This is a genomic window from Halalkalicoccus sp. CG83 (genome assembly GCF_037081715.1).
Taxonomy (GTDB): Archaea; Halobacteriota; Halobacteria; order Halobacteriales; family Halalkalicoccaceae; genus Halalkalicoccus; species Halalkalicoccus ordinarius.
On sequence record NZ_JAZDDH010000001.1, the window covers coordinates 1,071,900 to 1,088,802 of the forward strand.

17 protein-coding genes and 2 tRNA genes are annotated in these 16,903 nt (G+C 64.6%); 10 read left to right on the plus strand and 9 right to left on the minus strand.

From position 1 onward, the window contains the following. Positions 1–15 precede the first annotated feature (15 nt). Entirely contained in the window at positions 16–2,730 is a 2,715-nt protein-coding gene (locus V0Z78_RS05565) for a M14 family zinc carboxypeptidase (protein WP_336343636.1), read from the plus strand. Between the two features lie 25 nt (positions 2,731–2,755). On the opposite strand, the gene V0Z78_RS05570 is transcribed toward V0Z78_RS05565, so the two are convergent. Beyond that, on the minus strand, positions 2,756–3,856 hold the full coding sequence (locus V0Z78_RS05570) for an aldo/keto reductase (protein ID WP_336343637.1): 1,101 nt from the start codon (positions 3,854–3,856) through the stop codon (positions 2,756–2,758). Between the two features lie 147 nt (positions 3,857–4,003). Between V0Z78_RS05570 and V0Z78_RS05575 the strand changes: the two genes are divergently transcribed. From V0Z78_RS05575 to V0Z78_RS05585, 3 genes are all read left to right on the plus strand, one after another. After that, entirely contained in the window at positions 4,004–4,906 is a 903-nt protein-coding gene (locus V0Z78_RS05575; protein ID WP_336343638.1) for an acyltransferase, read from the plus strand. A gap of 33 nt (positions 4,907–4,939) precedes the next feature. Beyond that, positions 4,940–5,191, plus strand: a complete 252-nt coding sequence (locus V0Z78_RS05580; protein WP_336343639.1) for a hypothetical protein — start codon at positions 4,940–4,942, stop codon at positions 5,189–5,191. Positions 5,192–5,265: 74 nt separating this feature from the next. Beyond that, positions 5,266–6,006, plus strand: a complete 741-nt coding sequence (locus tag V0Z78_RS05585) for a hypothetical protein (protein WP_336343640.1) — start codon at positions 5,266–5,268, stop codon at positions 6,004–6,006. 293 nt (positions 6,007–6,299) lie between these two features. Here the strand turns inward: V0Z78_RS05585 and eif1A are convergent, their stop codons facing one another. Together eif1A and V0Z78_RS05595 are read right to left on the minus strand one after the other, a co-directional pair. Beyond that, a complete protein-coding gene (eif1A, locus tag V0Z78_RS05590; RefSeq protein WP_336343641.1) occupies positions 6,300–6,584 on the minus strand; it encodes a translation initiation factor eIF-1A in 285 nt (94 codons plus the stop codon). Between the two features lie 163 nt (positions 6,585–6,747). Next, positions 6,748–6,818: transfer RNA gene (locus V0Z78_RS05595), tRNA-Gly, on the minus strand. A gap of 175 nt (positions 6,819–6,993) precedes the next feature. On the opposite strand from V0Z78_RS05595, the gene V0Z78_RS05600 reads away from it, so the two are divergent. After that, positions 6,994–7,782: an NAD+ synthase gene (locus V0Z78_RS05600; protein ID WP_336343642.1), complete on the plus strand. Its 789-nt coding sequence runs from the start codon at positions 6,994–6,996 to the stop codon at positions 7,780–7,782. Here the strand turns inward: V0Z78_RS05600 and V0Z78_RS05605 are convergent. After that, on the minus strand, positions 7,779–8,465 hold the full coding sequence (locus tag V0Z78_RS05605; protein ID WP_336343643.1) for an enoyl-CoA hydratase/isomerase family protein: 687 nt from the start codon (positions 8,463–8,465) through the stop codon (positions 7,779–7,781). The genes V0Z78_RS05600 and V0Z78_RS05605 overlap by 4 nt on opposite strands. Before the next feature lie 52 nt (positions 8,466–8,517). On the opposite strand from V0Z78_RS05605, the gene V0Z78_RS05610 reads away from it, so the two are divergent. Together V0Z78_RS05610 and V0Z78_RS05615 are read left to right on the plus strand one after the other, a co-directional pair. Continuing rightward, the gene (locus V0Z78_RS05610) at positions 8,518–9,186 is read left to right on the plus strand and encodes a DUF7114 family protein (RefSeq protein WP_336343644.1); all 669 of its coding nucleotides are present in this window, start codon (positions 8,518–8,520) and stop codon (positions 9,184–9,186) included. A 42-nt stretch (positions 9,187–9,228) separates the two neighbouring features. After that, positions 9,229–9,300, plus strand: a tRNA-Thr gene (locus V0Z78_RS05615). Between the two features lie 1,166 nt (positions 9,301–10,466). On the opposite strand, the gene V0Z78_RS05620 is transcribed toward V0Z78_RS05615, so the two are convergent. The 5 genes from V0Z78_RS05620 to V0Z78_RS05640 form a co-directional block, all read right to left on the minus strand. Beyond that, positions 10,467–10,991, minus strand: a complete 525-nt coding sequence (locus V0Z78_RS05620; RefSeq protein WP_336343645.1) for a hypothetical protein — start codon at positions 10,989–10,991, stop codon at positions 10,467–10,469. Between the two features lie 119 nt (positions 10,992–11,110). Further along, a complete protein-coding gene (locus tag V0Z78_RS05625; protein WP_336343646.1) occupies positions 11,111–11,695 on the minus strand; it encodes a hypothetical protein in 585 nt (194 codons plus the stop codon). A gap of 204 nt (positions 11,696–11,899) precedes the next feature. Continuing rightward, complete coding sequence (locus tag V0Z78_RS05630) at positions 11,900–12,343, minus strand: universal stress protein (protein ID WP_336343647.1); 444 nt, start codon at positions 12,341–12,343, stop codon at positions 11,900–11,902. Positions 12,344–12,643: 300 nt separating this feature from the next. After that, positions 12,644–13,582: a diacylglycerol/lipid kinase family protein gene (locus V0Z78_RS05635; protein WP_336343648.1), complete on the minus strand. Its 939-nt coding sequence runs from the start codon at positions 13,580–13,582 to the stop codon at positions 12,644–12,646. 202 nt (positions 13,583–13,784) lie between these two features. After that, positions 13,785–14,084, minus strand: a complete 300-nt coding sequence (locus tag V0Z78_RS05640) for a hypothetical protein (protein WP_336343649.1) — start codon at positions 14,082–14,084, stop codon at positions 13,785–13,787. Positions 14,085–14,280: 196 nt separating this feature from the next. Between V0Z78_RS05640 and V0Z78_RS05645 the strand changes: the two genes are divergently transcribed. From V0Z78_RS05645 to gvpA, 3 genes are all read left to right on the plus strand, one after another. Continuing rightward, positions 14,281–14,868 carry a CBS domain-containing protein gene (locus V0Z78_RS05645; protein ID WP_336343650.1) on the plus strand — a complete coding sequence of 196 codons (588 nt, stop codon included), beginning with the start codon at positions 14,281–14,283 and terminating at the stop codon, positions 14,866–14,868. A gap of 752 nt (positions 14,869–15,620) precedes the next feature. Then, positions 15,621–15,881, plus strand: a complete 261-nt coding sequence (locus V0Z78_RS05650; protein WP_336343651.1) for a TrmB family transcriptional regulator — start codon at positions 15,621–15,623, stop codon at positions 15,879–15,881. Positions 15,882–16,503: 622 nt separating this feature from the next. Beyond that, the gene (gvpA, locus tag V0Z78_RS05655; protein WP_336343652.1) at positions 16,504–16,791 is read left to right on the plus strand and encodes a gas vesicle protein GvpA; all 288 of its coding nucleotides are present in this window, start codon (positions 16,504–16,506) and stop codon (positions 16,789–16,791) included. Positions 16,792–16,903 lie beyond the last annotated feature (112 nt).

Sequence of the window (16,903 nt, forward strand, 5' to 3'; positions counted from 1 at the left end):
CGTTAGTAACGTTCGATGGCTCACGATGACTCGGGATCAGCGGAGGCGAATCGGTTCTCGGACGCGCCGATCTCGCGCCGGGGTTTCGTCCGACTCTCGGCAGCGACGGCCGGTGCGATCGCCCTCCCGGGCGAGGCGGTTGCACGGCTCGACGCGCCCCGGTCGACCGACCGCCACCGGTTCGTCGCCGAACACACCGAGGAGGGGTACGCCGTTCCGACGCTCGTTCGCGCGGGTTCGGATGCACTCGAGACGCTCGAGGGGATCGACGGGATCGACCGAACGACGACCGAGCCCGAACCCGCCGCGTACGGCCGGCTCACGGCCGGGACGATCGAGGAGATCAACGCCGTCGAGGGCGTCGAGCGCTTGGAGTACTCCCCGGGCGCGAACCCGTGGTGGCGACTCGACGCCTACCCGCAGGGCGTCTTCCCCGAGCCCGAAGCGAGCGTCGATCACGTCGGCTTCGAGGAACACGTCCGCGGGATGGAACACCTCGCGGACGAACACGCGGACCGACTTCGCTTCTTCTCGATCGGCGACAGCCCCGGTCACGAGAACCGCCACGAGGGGGAGGATCAACCCAAGCCGATCCACGTCGCGGAGCTGACCAACGACGTCGACGACCGGACGGCGTTTCGGGAGAAGGAGACCGTGACGTTCGTCGCGTCGATCCACGGTGACGAGCGGACCGGCGTCGAGGCGGGTTCGCGGCTGATCGAGCGGACCCTCGCGGATGAGGAGCCCGAACTCGACGCGCTCCTCGACGAGGTGGCGCTCGTGTTCGTCTACGCGAATCCGGACGGCTGGGTGGCCCGCGAGCCGATCTACGGGAGCGATCGGCCGGCGTTCCAGCGGACCACCGCCACCGGCGTCGACCCGGCCCGCCAGTGCCCGACCGCGGGCTGGATCGATCCGAACCACGATCCGGCGGAGCCCGACGGCGCGAACCTCACGGACGACCAACCCGACGAGATCGACGACGACGTGCCCGATCGAATCGCCGAACGGGTGCCGGATACGCTCTCGATCGTCGAGCACCTCCGTACCTACGAGAACGCGAACTACCTCGTCGATCTCCACGGCATGCAGTGGTCCGACGAGTTCGTCCTCGGGCTGGTCCCGGACGCCCAGTACGACCACGAGGCGCTCCACGACGTCGACGCGATGAACCGCTCGATCGAGGAGGCGATCGCGGGGGAACTGGGCACCGTAGAGGAGAACGTCGACGCGCTCTCGCGAGGGGCCGAGCGATACGACGCGGTCCGCGATGAGACGGCCCACGAGATACCCGCCGTCGAGGGGATGCTCCCCGACCGGTGGTACGACTGGGGGACGATCCACGACGCGCTGGGCTACGGCACGACCGGCGGCCTCATCGCCTGGGCCGCCCACCCCGAGGAGTTCGGCGGGCTGGGAGCCCGCTCGATCGGCCTGGAGATCGCGTTCGGGAACACGATCGCGTCGACGGACGAGGAGTACGCCTCGGAGCTCGTCGGGCTACAGGTTCGGGCGTACACCGCTTCGATCCGGACGGTCGCGGATCACGCCGCCAGCGAGGCCACCGCGTGGATCGAGACCGGCGATCGATCGACGGCGGTCGTCCACGCCGAGGCTCGGACGAGGTCGTCCGCCGATCTGGCGTTCGCCGAGACGACCGACGAGGAGGCGTGTCGAACCGTCACCGTCGACGCGGGCGGCTTCGCCGAGGAGGTCGCCGTCGACGAGGGGGCCTGGGAGCTGTCGATCACGGCGAATCCGCGGGAGGACGTGGCGCTCGAGGCGACGTTGCTCGACCCGAACGGCGACTTCGTCCGCACGCACCGACCGACCGACGAACGAGACGGTCCGGACTGGACGATCGGCCGCCCCGAGCCGGGAACGTGGACGATACGGCTCGAGGACTTCGGACCGAACGCCGACACGGGCGGCGGAGCCGTCGAGCTCTGTACCGACGCGCTCGTCGCTGAGAGCGAGGGCGTCCCGAACCCGCGGGACGTGGTGGGATACGCCCAGCGCGACTACGAGGCGACGCCGTTCGAGTACTTCGAGTCCTACGCCGAGCACGCACGGGTCGAACGGGGAGGAGCGTCCTCTCCGTTCGATACGCTCTCGGTCGAGGAGGTCCGCGACGGCGCGCTCCGTCGCGAGGGGGACGCAGCCTACGACGACGTCGTCGTTATCCACGACGAGGGGGACGACGCGTACGTCGAGGAACTGTCGGCGTTCGTCGAGGCGGGTGGGTCGCTCCTGCTCACCGATGGCGGCGTCTCGCTGCTGGAGGGGCTCGACGACGGCCTCGCGGACAGCGTGGCGAGCGACCGTCGCGCGTTCGCTGCGCTCGACGAGAAGCGCGATCACCCACTGCTCGAGGGAACTCGCTCGATTCAGGACGAACTCTGGACGGTCGCACCGCTGGGGTACGCGACCGACGAGGAGGCGCCCGTCACGCTCGTCGAGCGGGAGGCGTTCGAGGCGGCGGGCGGAACGGTCGGCGCGGCGATGGAGCGCGAGGGCGAGGGCGAGGGTGAATCGGCCTCCGGCGTCGCCGTCGGCTCGCTGTCCCACGGCGACGGCGAGATCAACGTCATCGGTTCGCTGCTCCCGACGGCGAGGCAGTCGCATCTCCACCCGTTCGGCGTGCTCGATCACTCGACGACGATGCTCGGCCACGCGCTGGTGACGAACGCGCTCGGCCACCGACGGCGTCGCTCGGTCGACGAGAGCTGACGGAGTCCAGTCTCCCCGACCGGCCTCAGTCGGCGGGTTCGGCGTCGACGCCCGCAGCGCGGAGGTCCTCGCCGTCCACGGACGAGCGGAGGCTGTCCATCCCGTCATCGCGATCGATTCGGAAGTTCTCGGCGTAGAGGTCGGCGACGCGCCGTAGCTCCTCCTCGGAGAGCGGCGGCGTCTCGCTGGCCGCAGCCCACTCGTCGATGTCGGCCTCGGTGCGGAACGTCGGGGTGACGGTGGCGACGGGATCGTGGGCGAGCAGCCACTGGATGGCAGCCTGGCCCATCGTTCTCTCTCCGTCCTTCCCGGCCCGCGTTCGGGAGCCAGTCGAGGTCCCCTCGGCGCTGCGTTCGAGGAAACGCAGCGTCTCGATCTTCTCCCAGCCCGTCTCGTACCACTCGTCGGGTCGGAAGCCGCGGTGGTCGCCCTCACCCAGTTCGGTCTCGGGGGTGACCTGCTCGTTGAGCAGTCCCGAGGAGTGCGGTACTCGTGGAACGAGGCTCGTCCCGCTTCCGGTCCGTTCGATCGTCTCGAGGAAGTGATTTCCTACTTCTTGTTCGAGGAGGTTCCAGACCAGCTGGACCGCGTCGAACTCCTCCTCGATCGCCCGATCGCCCTCCGCGAGCCAGCCGATCGAGGGGCCGAGCGCCCAGCCCGTCGCGCGGACCAGCCCCTCCTCGCGGAGCTCGTCGAGCGTCTCGAGGACGTCCCGATCGACCTCCTCGACGTCCGCGTTGTGGAGCTGGAGGACGTCAACGTAGTCCGTGTCGAGGCGTTCGAGGCTCTTCTCGGTCGCCTCGCGGACGTAGTCGGCGGTGATCTCCTTGGGGAGTTCGCCGTGGCCTGCCTGCGGGTTGTTGTAGAAGTCGTAGCCGACCTTGGTGGCGATCGTCACCTCATCGCGCCGATCCGCGAACGCCTCGCCGACGAGCTCCTCCGAGCGCCCGTGGCCGTAGACGTCGCCGGTGTCGAAGTAGGTGATCCCCCGATCGAGCGCGTGTTCGAGCATGCCGATCGCCTGCTGCTCGCTGCGGTCACCCCACCAGTCGGTACCGACGACCCACGCGCCGAAGCCGACCTCGCTTACCTCCACGTCCGAGGCGCCGAGCGTCCGATAGTGCATGTCCGACGGTAGGGAGCGAGGGCACTTATCGGGTGCGGACCGCCGCGTTCGACGGGAGCCGGCCGAGCGGTCCGAACCGAACGGCGGCCCGCAACGAGGGTGGCCCGTAACCGAACCCATTTGAAGGCGCGAGCCGAACGGATCGGCATGACGAAGCGCCACGTCTCGCTCCCGGAGGACGCCAACGCGGGAGTAGAGACGTTCATCGAGGAGGTCGACGAGCGACTCGCGAGCGACGAGGACACCTGCAACGTCGTTCGCGACGTGCTCGTCGACCTCTACGGCGACCGGGACGCCTACGAACGCTGGCAGGACGGCGGAGAGGTCTCGCCGGCGGAACGGGTCAGGCTCCAGGGGTACGACCCGTGTAACGCGACGCTCGAGAGCGAGTACTACGCCGAGAAGAACGAGGAGAAGTTCAGACGGTCGAAACACCTCCAGTGGCTCTGGCGACAGTTCGACGCCACGCCGATGGCCGACAACGTCGAGTTCGCGCTCCGGTTCCGTCGGATGCTCGCTGACCACCTGTTCGAGGAGTGTGGCGAGGACTGTCGGTTCTTCAAGGGAATCACGTTCACCTACGGCCACAACCTCACGGTCGGGGACAACGTCGTCGTCCACGACGACGTCCACCTCGACGACCGCGGCCGTCTGGAGATCGGCGACCGCGTCTCGGTCTCCGACGGCGTCCACCTCTACAGCCACGACCACGACATCGTCGACCAGACCGAGGTCCGGAACTTCGAGACGGTCGTCGAGGACGACGCCCGCGTCACCTACGACGCGATGGTGCGTGCGGGCTGTCGGATCGGCGAGAACTCGATCGTCGGCGCGCGCGCAGTCGTTCAGGGCGACGTTCCTGCCCACCACGTCGTCGTGGGGATGCCCGCCCGGTCGGTGCGGGTGAAGCCGGGCTGGGAGGAGGTCGCGGAGCCGCTGGAGGACGCGAACCCCAGCCGCCAGGGCGAACGGGAGATCGAGTACGATCTCCCCGAGAACCTCGATCGGTTCGATGAGTTCCAGCGCGACCTGACCCCCCCTGGACGGTAACGCCAGGTACCGCGATACCGGATCACACGAGTGATGGTGAACCCGGTGGGGCTGCTCTCGCTTGCCGTCTGTGGAGCGAGCCTGTCGACGATGTTCGCCTACCGACGGCTCCTCGACGACGGCTCGCTCGCGGCCGACGGTCGGCCCGCCGATCCGGACGGGGCGGCGGGAGACGCTACCGGCGCCGGCGGCGATGGCGTTCGCCGTCCGTACTGCGGGAGCGAGAACAACGTCCATCCGAACGTGACGTTCCGTCGGCGTCGTCTCGGACGATTGACCGACTGAGCCGGACGACCGCGACGGTTCCCTGGCAGGGGCCGGTCGTGCTTTTAACCGGCCGGGAGTCCTAACCAGAATCGATGATGAAAATCGGACAGTACGTACCGCTGGTGACGGCGGTCGACGCGGACGACGGAAGCGACATCGACGAACAGCTCGACGAGAAGATCGAGGAGATCGACCGGAGGCTCCCCGAGGAGGTCAGCTCCGTGCTCGAGACGCTCCGCCCGATCGTCGTGAAACACGGACAGCTCGGCACGCTCTCGCTGGTCGCCGGCGGCTGGGCGGTCCTCAAGGGACTCGGGGCGCTGCGAAAGAGCCCGGCCCGGGCCGTAAAACAGCTCACCGTCGGCGCGGCCTGGATCGCGATCGGCCGCGCCCAACAGCAGGCAAGCGACGAGGACCCCGAAGCAGCCCTCCGCGAGGACGTCGCGGAGTTCGAGGAGTCCGTCGACGAGGAGTTCAACGTCGGCACGGACGGGAACGGGGACGAGGACGAACCCAAGGAGGAGGAGAGCGGCGTGATCGCCGAGTCGAACGCGCAGGAGCCGCGCGACTTCGGCAACCCCGGGACGGGCGACACGCCCGAATCCGCAGAGCAGGGCGCCGGCGAGGAGGCGGAGATCGCCGGCCCGAGCTCCGGCGACGCGGTCCCGGAGAACACCAAGGAGGGCGGTTCCGAGGGTCACCCTGCCGACGACGTCGAGATGGTCGACGCCGACGAGGACGACCTCAACGAGGGAAGCCTCCAGAGCGACGAGGAGGAGGAGGACGTGGCCTCGGACGAGCCGGATACCGACGACGAGAGCGGCGTTCGCTAGGGAGCTTCGGAGACGAGCCGCGGAGCCGCGGTCTCGTCTCCGTCGTCCGGGACCGAACCGGAAGCCGTAACGAACGTTCTTCGCGTCGTTCGATGCCGATACCGTCCGTCCAGTGGCGGCCGAGGCCGGTGCATCGACCGACGCCGGCGACCTCGACCGACGCCGGCGACCTCAACAGTGGACGAGACGCAGGCTACGGAACGTCGTCGCGGTGGGAGCGCTCGAAGGCGTACTCGTCTGCGGGGTGTGCATGCCGACCGAAGCGTGGCCTCGATCGTCGCGGCTAAAAAGGGTTAGTCGATGTGGCCTTCGCGTCGGAGCTGTGCGGCGTCCTGGCCCTTGTAGCGCCACTCGATGTCGGCCTTCTCGTCCTGCCAGTCCCACGGCTCGATGAGGACGACGTCGTCCTCGTTGATCCAGGTACGGAACCGCATTCGGCCGGGGATCCGACCCATGCGTTCTTTACCGTCGTTGCACTGCAACCTAACGCGTCCGCCGCCGAGCATGTCGGTCACGACGGCGAACATCTCGTTCTCATCGGGCATCCGAAGGTTCCGGCGCCCAGATTCTTCACTCACAGTCGGATTAGGTTCGGAGAACGGTTAAGTTCTAGCATTTTTATGGGGGGGTGAAACGGCCGCTATCCGGCGTAGAACGGGTACCGGCCGTGCTGGAGGCTCGCACGGTCACGAGAAGACGGTGGAACGAAACGGTCCGTCGGTCGAGTTCACGCTGCAGGAATGCGCTGGCCGGGAATTGAACCCGGGCTATGAGCTTGGGAAGCTCATGTCCTACCACTAGACCACCAGCGCACGGTTCGTCCGCGCGACGACTCACGGAAGCCCGATCCGGTCGTCCGCGCTCACACGCCGGTAGCCCATCGTGGCACTTGAACGTAGCGCTTCAGCGCTCGAGACGGCTGGACGACCGTTCGGTTTCCACGGTCGTGCAGGTGGCTATTAGGGTCCAGGCGTCCAACGCCCCGACATGGTCGACCTGCGATTCTCGGAGGAGGAACTCGAGACGGTCAACGAACGCATCACCGATTTCATCGCCGACACGGTTCGGGAGGCGGGGGCCGACGGCGCGGTGCTCGGGCTCTCGGGCGGGATCGACAGCACGTTGACTGCGCATCTCGCCGTCGACGCGCTCGGTACCGACCGGCTCCACGGCCTCGTCCTGCCCGCGACGGTGAGCAGCGAGGACAACATGAGCGACGCCGAGCGGGTCGCGCGCGAACTCGGCATCTCCTACGACGTGATCGAGATCGAGCCGATCGTCGACGCGTTCGTCGGGGCGCTTCCGGAGGTCGAGGGCGACCACGTCGCCGTCGGAAACGCCCGCGCACGGGTTCGGGCGGTGCTCAACTACCTGCTCGCGAACCACGAGAACCGCCTCGTGCTCGGCACCGGCAACCGTGCGGAGGCCGCCGTCGGCTACTTCACGAAGTACGGCGACGGCGCGGTCGACTGCCACCCGATCGGCAACCTCTACAAACAGCAGGTTCGCCAGCTCGCCCACCACGTCGGCATCGCCGAGGACCTGGCGGAGAAGACCCCTACCGCCGAACTCTGGGCCGACCAAACCGACGAGTCGGAGATGGGCGTCGACTACGACACCCTCGACGCCGTCCTCGCGCTCCACGTCGACGGCCCGCTCTCGAAGGCCGCGACGGCGCGGGCGGTCGGCTGCGAGTCCGACGCCGTCGACCGGATCGTCGGCATGTACGAACGAAGCGCCCACAAGCGCCGGGTGCCGCCGGCGCCGGAACGCTAGCGGTCCTCGGGCTCGTATCGCGCGATCAGCTCCGCGAACGCCTCGGCTTCGCGTTCCTCCTGCTCCGCGACCGGGCGGTCGTCGCGAAGCCGCCGTTTGGTCGCGGCCAGCGCGTAGGGGTCGTTCCGAGCGATCCCGGTGGCGACGGTCCACGGATCGTCGACGATCCGCGAGACCAGCCCCATTCGGAGGGCCTCCTCGGCGTCGACGACCCGGCCCGACAGCGCGAGGTCCATCGCCGCACCCTCCCCGAGCACGCGGGGAAGCCGGACGGTGCCGCCCCACGCGCCGAACAGCCCGAAGGTGACCCCCGGCTCGCCGAACGTCGCCTCGGGAGTCGCCACGCGGAGGTCACAGGCCAGCGCGAGTTCGAGCCCGCCGCCCCGCGCCGGACCGTCGATCGCCGCCAGCACGACGCCGTCGGTCTCGCCGATCGCCCGGGCGGTCCGCTGGCCCCGGCGGGCGAACTCGGCGGCCCCCTCCCGACCGAGGTCGGCGACCTCGTCGAGGTCGGCGCCGGCACAGAACGCGGAGCCCGCGCCGCGGATCACGATCACGGACGCGTCCGCCTCCTCGACGGTTCGGCGGAGCGCGTCGAGGCCGGCGGAGGTGAGCGCGTTTCGCCGCTCGGGCCGGTCGATCGTTACCCGTCTGACGTCGTCCACGAGGTCGGTCGTGATCATGCCGAACCCTGGTTTCCAAAGGTCTTTGCCCCTTCCATCCCTACCGCCGTCAATGGAACAGGCCGTGCTGGCTCGCCGTGGCGCGCGCGAGGCGGTCGCCGACATCGAGCCGCGCGAACTACACGAACGGATCGACTCCATCCTCGCCGACGCCTCGATGGTTCCCGGTGTTCTCGTGATCCTCAGCGCCCAGTCGGTCGACCCGGAGATCGATCCGTCCAGCGTCGAGGACCGCGCCGCGGGCGTCCAGCTGATCTACGAGGGGCTCCGGCTCACCCGGACGCTCGCCCACGCCGAGCCGTGGGCCGACGCCGACCCCGCCGACGCCGATACCGACGCCGACATCGCGGTCCTCGCGGCTGACGTGCTGGTCGCCCGCGGGTTCTACCTGCTCGCGATGACCGACGCCGCGGGGCAGGCCGTCGAGACCGTTCGGTCGTTCGGCCGCGACCAGACCCGCCGACGCGAGCCCGACGCCGACCGGGAGGCGCTCGATCGGAGCCTGGAGGCCGACGTCTTCGAGCTCGCGGCCGTCGCTGGCACGACCGTCGTCGACGCCCCGCCCGGCGACGCGGTCCGGGTCGCGATCAACGAACTAGCCGGCTCGACCGAGGGCGAGCCGCTGCCCGACGCCGCCGTCCTGTTCGGCGCCGACGCGAGTCCGCCGCTGGCGTCGGACCCGATCGACGACCTCGCCCGACCGTCGGCGACCGACCCGTAATCGAAACCCATAAAGAGCCATCCGGCAAAGACAGCGATGCGCGCCTGGGTAGCTTAGCGGTAAAGCGCGTCCTTGGTAAGGACGAGAGCCCGGGTTCAAATCCCGGCCTAGGCTTCGATCGTTTCCTTCACCTCCCACATTCACTACGCCTAGCTCTGCGAACACGGTCGATCAGGCTGGGCGAGCTGTGGCCGCGCAGAGGTAGTCAGCGTGAGTATCGAATCGGCACCGGTCAGCGAGGTTAGTCCAGCAGAACCCTCTGCTGGTAATGGGACGATTCAAAAGTCCCGTCCAGCACCGGTATCTCACGGTGTTGGTGTCTCGGCAACTCTCGATGACGATGTTGTCACATATAACGCGTTTGAGAGCTATGGCGAGAGCGCGACCTTTCGCCGGGCGACGGGATTCTTCTCGTCGAGGACTTCGACGCGCTTGAAGCTGCCTTCGACGATGATCCGACAGTCGAACGTCTGGAGACGCTTTCCGAAATGAACGAAGCGTTCGTATCAGATGACGTGAATCGGATCGATTGGGCAGATCGTTCCACTGTTGACGCACCACGAGGGGACGGTCACTCATGCAAGCGGCTCGGCTGATGGATGGCGTCTTCGTGTCCTATCCTCGGATCATGACTCCCTCTCGAAGGTCCATGACTATCTCCAGAAAGCCGATTTTCGCTGACAATCCAAGCGATCTACGAGCCACAAGACGATGGCCATATTCAGTACGGACTCACCGAAACACAGCGTGATACGCTCGTAGCGGCGTTTAACGTCGGTCATTTCGAGGTTCCACGATAGAGCTCATTGAGTGACGTATCAAACCAAATGGACTTATCACATCAGGCGCTCTCGGAACGGTTACGCCGAGCGGCGAACAGCCTTGTCGAGTCAACACCGATCGTTGGTGATGAGACGGACGATCCATGAGTCGTGAGACGGTGTATACCTCCTATAGGGCTGTTTTCATCTCAGCGTGAACTCTCCGAGTAAGTACTATTGCGAATCGGCCATCACTATTTCCATTACTTACCACTCCTGCTTGCCGTAGCCCGCTACATACGCTGTAAGAAGATCGTGATTCAACGACCGGACCCGTTACCAGCCGGTCCGCGTTCGTGTCGCTTCGCTGTTCGTTGACAGGGTCTAGTACTACCGTGACCTTCCGTTGAGTGATATCTCTCCTTCTCGTTGAGTTCCTCTCATCATCAACGATATCCGTCACGGGCGGAGGACGGATACAACGACCACGTTTAGAGGAGGGACTCGACCTTCGCTTCATCACTCATCGTCGTTCGAGCGGATCCGCCGTCTGAGGAACGGAACGAAATCGACGAAGTATCCGGTCCCCCAGATCGCTACGATCACTGCCCCTACCGTGTTGAATACCATGTCCGTCACGATATCATCGATACCGAAGACACGGACGGGAGAGCCGATACCGAGTCTTTGAGACAGCCAGACGGCTCCGAACTCGAAGACCTCCCAAATGACGCCGAACGCGAGTACGAAGACGAGAATGAACACCGCCCGGAATCTCGACGGCACGGCGATCTCATCGGAGTGACACTCGAACGCCCGGAGAACGGCATAGCCGATACCGGCGACGAGGATCGCCGAGACCGTATGCGTCACCTCGTCGTACCACGAGAACCACCTGTAGGGGCCGAGCGAGCCAAGGACGTGAAGGAAGATCGCGATCGTGATCAGAAGCACGAGTCCGGCATCCATCGAATATCCATACTCCCGGCGCAACAATGCTGGGAGGAACGTCACCACCAGCGGAAGCCCCGCGTTCGCTACCATTCGTAACTGGAGCGTCACCAACCCATAGACGACCAGACTCCCCAGGACGAACTGTAAACTCCGTGCGAACAGCTGTTCCTGAGACTCGGACAGACCCAGGGTATCACTGAGGGTCATGCTCACTCGGATAAGTCGATCGGGGACGTATGTGATCCCACGTGCTCCATCTTCTCGAAGTACCATTCAAAAAGCACACCCATCGCGATTCCGATGCCCGTGACGATGACAATGTCCAGCTGAAGTTCCCTCTGAGAGTGAAGGAACCCCGTTCCTAACCAGAGATCCGAATAGTACTGGGCGATCGTCCAGATCCCCTGGACTGCGAGGGTCATTAGGGCGGCGAAAGCAACGGCGAAGCGTCGAGTCATTTCGACGAGGGTGAACGCGTCGAGCTCGATGACCACGATGAGCGCAAGCGTCGCGATAGCGAAATACCCTGCTATCTCACCGTAGATCCCGAGCGCCCGAACGATCATGGCCGCGGCCGCGACCAACGGGAGCGGCCAGGGAACCATCACGGTCCACTCTCCGGTTACCACTGTAGGCACGGCGATAACGACGACGACGAGAAGTGCAACTCCGCCCCAGAGGAAGGCACCCGTCAGGAGGCTTTCCACGGCTGTGAGAGCCACAATGCCCGTTAGCATCCAGCCGATGAGAGCGTTCATCCGTTCGTCGTGAACGACTGCCCGTAGCCGTACCATACCGGATCTACGTGAACGGAACGGATAAATCGAAAGCCATGGCGATCCTCGTTCGACGACGTCCCGATCGCCGGGACCATTGAGGACGGCCTCGTGGACTCGACGTCATGGAGTCCGGACGGTCAGGATCTCGGGGGTTGCTAGCGCGTTCACGCCGAGATACGGACGGTCGTACCGCTTCGTCCCGGCGGGGGACATCGCCCGTCAGGCCTCCATGGTCGGGTCCGTGGTGACTGGGACCAACAGAACCGGTATCCGCTGCGTGTCGAGAACGGCTTCGGACATGCTCGATAAGACGAACTCCTCGATCGGTCCCTGTTCGACGTTACCCATCACGACGTACTCGTAGTCGCAGTCCTCTGCCATGATCGTATCGAGCAGCTGTTTGCGTTTCGAAACCCTCGATCGCTCGTACTCGCCTTCCTGCGTATCGAGATCGTCGATCGACACCTCGAAATCGACGTCGGGAGCCGTTCGCCGCATCGCCTCCTGGACCTCGGTTCGGAGCCGGTCGTCGGGCGGATCCTCTTGTTCGCGGATGTGATAGACGAAGAGATCATCGCCGGTGGCCGCCGCGCGCTGTGCTGCGAACTCGAGTACCGGTTTTCGAGACGACTCCTTCCCGTACGCGACGAACAGGGTCCCCATACCTCACTCTCGTTTAGTCCGGTGCTTTACTCTGTCCCCGATCGACCCCCATTCACGAGAGTTCGTCGATGCCCTCCGTTTGACCAGCAGGAGCGGATGGGAGGCCAGACGACTATCGCTCACCACGATCGGAACCAGAGTGGCCCGGTTTCGAGACGGTGCAGTCGATGCGATGGACGATGTCTGCTGGATGATGCTTGAGCGTAATCGACGGGCGCAACGAGTACTGCCCTACATGAGATTCGTCGAGCGTCGGTCATCCGCCCCGTCTATCTCTCTTCGTTCGATCTCCTCGAGTCATCACTCGACCTGAGGAACGTATTCGTCTCCCACGCGAACGCTGAGGGCTCGTGGCCGTACCGAGATCCGGACCGTCTCGTAGCTCCGTATCTCCCCGTCGAGACTGTACGTCACCCGTGCGTCATCCAGTTCGATGATTTCGAGCTGATCGGATTGCAGATCCGTCACGTGCGACGTCTCTCGGTGGAGGAGCCGCCGTGTTACGCTCTCGATGACCGCGTCGATCCCCGACAGCGGTTCGACGATGGTGATCTCCAGCGTCCCGTCCTCGGCGTTCGCCCGCTCGTTTGCCTCCATGAACCGCCGAAGGTTTCCGGCGAACACGGACAGGGCGTTCCCCTTCCAGGTGATCTCCTCGCCTTCGGAGATGGCATCCACCTCCACCCGGAGATCGCCGGATCTCCTGGCCTTCTGGATCCCCTCGATCACGAACCCGAGCCGTCCCAGCCGGTTTTTCAGCCCGGGTGAGACGCTGGCGCTCGCCTCCGCCGGCACTCCGACGACGGCCGAAATTACGAACGGCTCGTCGTTGGCGACCCCGAGATCGAGCCGTCTCGTGTCGCCGCTCTCGGCCAGCTTGAATCTGTGTCGCATGCCGCGGATCCCCAGCCCGTCGGCCAAGATGTTCACCGTCCCGGCAGGGACGACACAGAGGGTCACCGAGTCGAGGGCCTCGGCCGCGACGAGTCCTTGAATGACCTCGTGAACGGTGCCGTCGCCACCACAGACGGCGAGCAGGTCGACCCCGTCGGCTGCGGCCCGTTTGGCTAGTTCCATGCCGTGTCCTGTGTGATCAGTCTCGATGACTGAAAACCCATAGGACTGTGCGAGTTGGTGGGCTTGCTCGGTGTGGCCACCACCTCCGCTGACTGGATTCAAAACGAGTTGCCGTGTTTCCTGCGTCTCTCTATCCGGTGTTTCTCCGTCCCCATGGTCCATCACGAGGATCTATGGAATGCGCACGCTAATACCCTGTGTCGACGCTGATACGCAAGCGACTAGTACCGTCGATTCGCCATCGGGCCACTACCGTGCGTGGCTGTGTGGCCAAATGAGGGAGGGATACGATGATCTCTCTGCATGACTCCCAAATCGGGGTATCCCGATGTCGGTGACATGTTCATGATGTACTTACATCCACCTACCATTTGATAATCGAGATGGGTCTATAGCGCCAGATGCCGCTGAAATACTCCATCGTGCAGTCGAGGAAGGTGAACGGCGCCGTGACCAATAGCTGCTTGAACTCGTCTCGACGAGTTTCACCGCGGGGCTCGCGATCGTCTTCGGTATCGTCGCACTCGGAATCGTTCACGCACTGGTCGAACCACGTTTCGGTGACGTTGCTCGGATCGCAGGCGCACTCGTCTTCTCTGTCGAAGGTGTCCTTCCCAGAGGGAAGGCGGACGGACTGAGTAAGGTTGCCGAGGAGATCGTGCATCGGAGAGCTCTCGCTGGGTTTGCGAGTGCCATCATCGGGGTTTCACTCGTGAGCTCACCCTCGTTCCTCCTGGAGAGCGTTAATAGCGTATCGAGCCGGATCACCAGGGCCTATATCGTTGGAGTAGTATTGATCCTCGGGCCCTTCGACCACGTCATCGTTACTGCGCTCTACGTCTTTTTCGGGATTTTGTCCGGTGCCGCGGTCGGCGACGCTCAAGCTGTTCGGCGTCGAGATGACCGGGGCGTGGCTCGAGACCGAACAGGACGTCATCGAGAGCCGTGCCGACCTCAGAAACCGGATGGACTCGCTGCTCGCGGAGGGCGACCTCGACGAGGAGCGCCACGAGGAGGTCCTCGGCGCGCTCGCAGTCGGCCGGATGACCGTCGAGGACGTCATGGTCGACCGCGAGGAGGGGGTCTTCCTCTCGACGGAGATCCCCCTCTCGAAGAACCTCGATCGACTTTCCGGGTCGCTGCACAACCGCTATCCGCTGATCGGCGACGATCCAGATGACTTCCGGGGAATCGTATATGTCTCAGCCGCCCTCGACCGGATCGACGACCTTCGGTCGGGTGATACGACCTTGGAGGAGCTCGCGGCGCCGCCGATGACCGTCTCCACTGACATCAGCGTGAGCGACGTTATCGATCGGTTCCAGACCGAGAGCCAGGAGTTGGCGCTTGTCGTCTCGGATGAGGAGGTCGTCGGGCTGGTGACCGCCACGGACGCGATGGAGGCGGTCGTCGGGGAACTCGAGGACCCACTCGACGAGGGTGGATAGCTGCCTTCTGAAGTCGTACTGCTTCGAGGCAATTAACGGTAGATTCAGCAATCTCGTCGATCAGATGATCGATTTCAGCTACTACCGTTGTATCTCCTACATCGGAAAACATCACTCTCCTTTTTTCCTAAGGTTTCGAGGGCCGTAGAGGCTCTGTTCTTGGACATCTAAACTCGGAATCGGAAGGGTGCTCAGAGAGCGGTACGAGCCGGAAGAAAAATTCGTCACCTTCAGCTGGTGTGTTTCCTGCTCTCGTGCTCCCCTTCAGACGAGCGCCTGAGTTCCTAATCAGGCGCTCTGTACTACTAGGGGGCTGAACCCGATGTACCCTTTCCATGCTGCCACGAGCTGAGAGCGTCCACAAGAAACTCAGGCGCTCAAACAGGCCCGACTCGACTTACGCCTGAGCAAGTCGAGCAGGTTCGCGACGAGGAGCGGCTACCGGCGGTTTCGAGGTCGCCGAACGTAGCTCCGGTTCAGTTGCGAGCAGTACGTCTCTACGGACGTCCCTCCTCGATCGAGATCCCTACGGCGCTACCCGGTTGGAGACGATCCACGGAGTATCGAACCGGTGAGCGCGTATCTCGGTACTCATCCGCTCTGTACGGACACTCATCTCTCAGGACCTCCGTTAGAAGAGCGGCGTTGCCCTTTGCTACCGTGTTAATATGATACATATATACAAACTAGGAGTATTAAATGTATATGGGTAGAACTTATACGTGTAACCACCATCGATTCAGGTAGTCACAATGAGCCCAGCAACACTCGCCCAGGCGGAGACGACCGCGACTGCGACCAAGACCACGACGATCACCCCGATTCCCGCGACGCTCGACTCACCCAACTCGAAGCTCGTCTACCTCTATCTCGCGACCGTCGAAGAGGCAACGATCGGCGACCTCCAGTCGGCGCTGGAGATGCAGCAGCTCGCGCTGTTTCCCACGCTGGACACCCTCGAAGGCGAGGACCTCATCGAGCGCGACGGCGAGACGTTCACCGTCGCCGCGTAAGGCCCCGTTCGCAGCGGAACGGTTCGGTGGGGTCTCTTCTCACCGGACTATTCGGAGACCCCGATGGAGATCAACGATGGATTCTCTTCACGACTCTTTCGAGCGGTACGATCGCTGGTATCTTGCACATCTACCGGATTCCATTCGGCAAGCGGTCGGGGCAGAGCTCTGACCACATCACCGGATTCCAACGGAATCCGGCCAGCAGCTGGAAATCTGTGATTTCCGGCGACATCATCGGAACGCTTCGGGTTCGAGTCGGCATCCGAGCACCCGTGATCGCTGACGACGAACGCGAGTAGGCTTTCCGTTCGTCAGCCGGCTCTACCGCTGATCCGCTCACTCGTTCGCGGTCGTTTCGAGTCTCCTCCGGAGGAGGTGGGAGGCGCGATCCGATCGAACGGCGGCCTCGTTCGAATGCGCGAGAGCTCCTATCGGCTGATTCGACGCATCCGTTCCTCGGATCTCCGATATCGGCCTGCTTTCGGATCCAGTGGCGATGATCTCACGTCGGTACTCACTGGGACCACGAACGGGGGCTGCGTTCGATCCCGACCCGCCGTGGGACGTCTCACCAAAGGTTAAGACCCAGCGTATCGAGAGTGGTTCACGAGGACACGCCATGAGTCTCTCCGAGAAGAAGGCCGGCCGCCGTAGTCGCCGGCCAAGCACGACGAGTCTGGCGGAGGTGCTCGATCGGATCCTGGACAAGGGTGCGGTCATCGACCTCTGGGCTCGCGTCTCGCTGGTGGGAATCGAGATCCTCACCATCGAGGCCCGAGTGGTGATCGGGTCCGTCGACACCTTCCTCCACTACGCGAGGGAGATCTCGAAGATCGAGGCCGCCGAGGAGGAGGGCGACCTCGACGACCTCGAGGACGTCGAGATCGAGGCCAGTGGGGCGGCGTAGCCCGGTAGCCCGCCACTGACCCTCCGCCCCCCGTCGAGTACGGCGTTTCATAGTCCCGTTCGGGACGGATCGAGAGCGCTGCCGATCCAGCGGTTCACCTCCCGATCCGCCG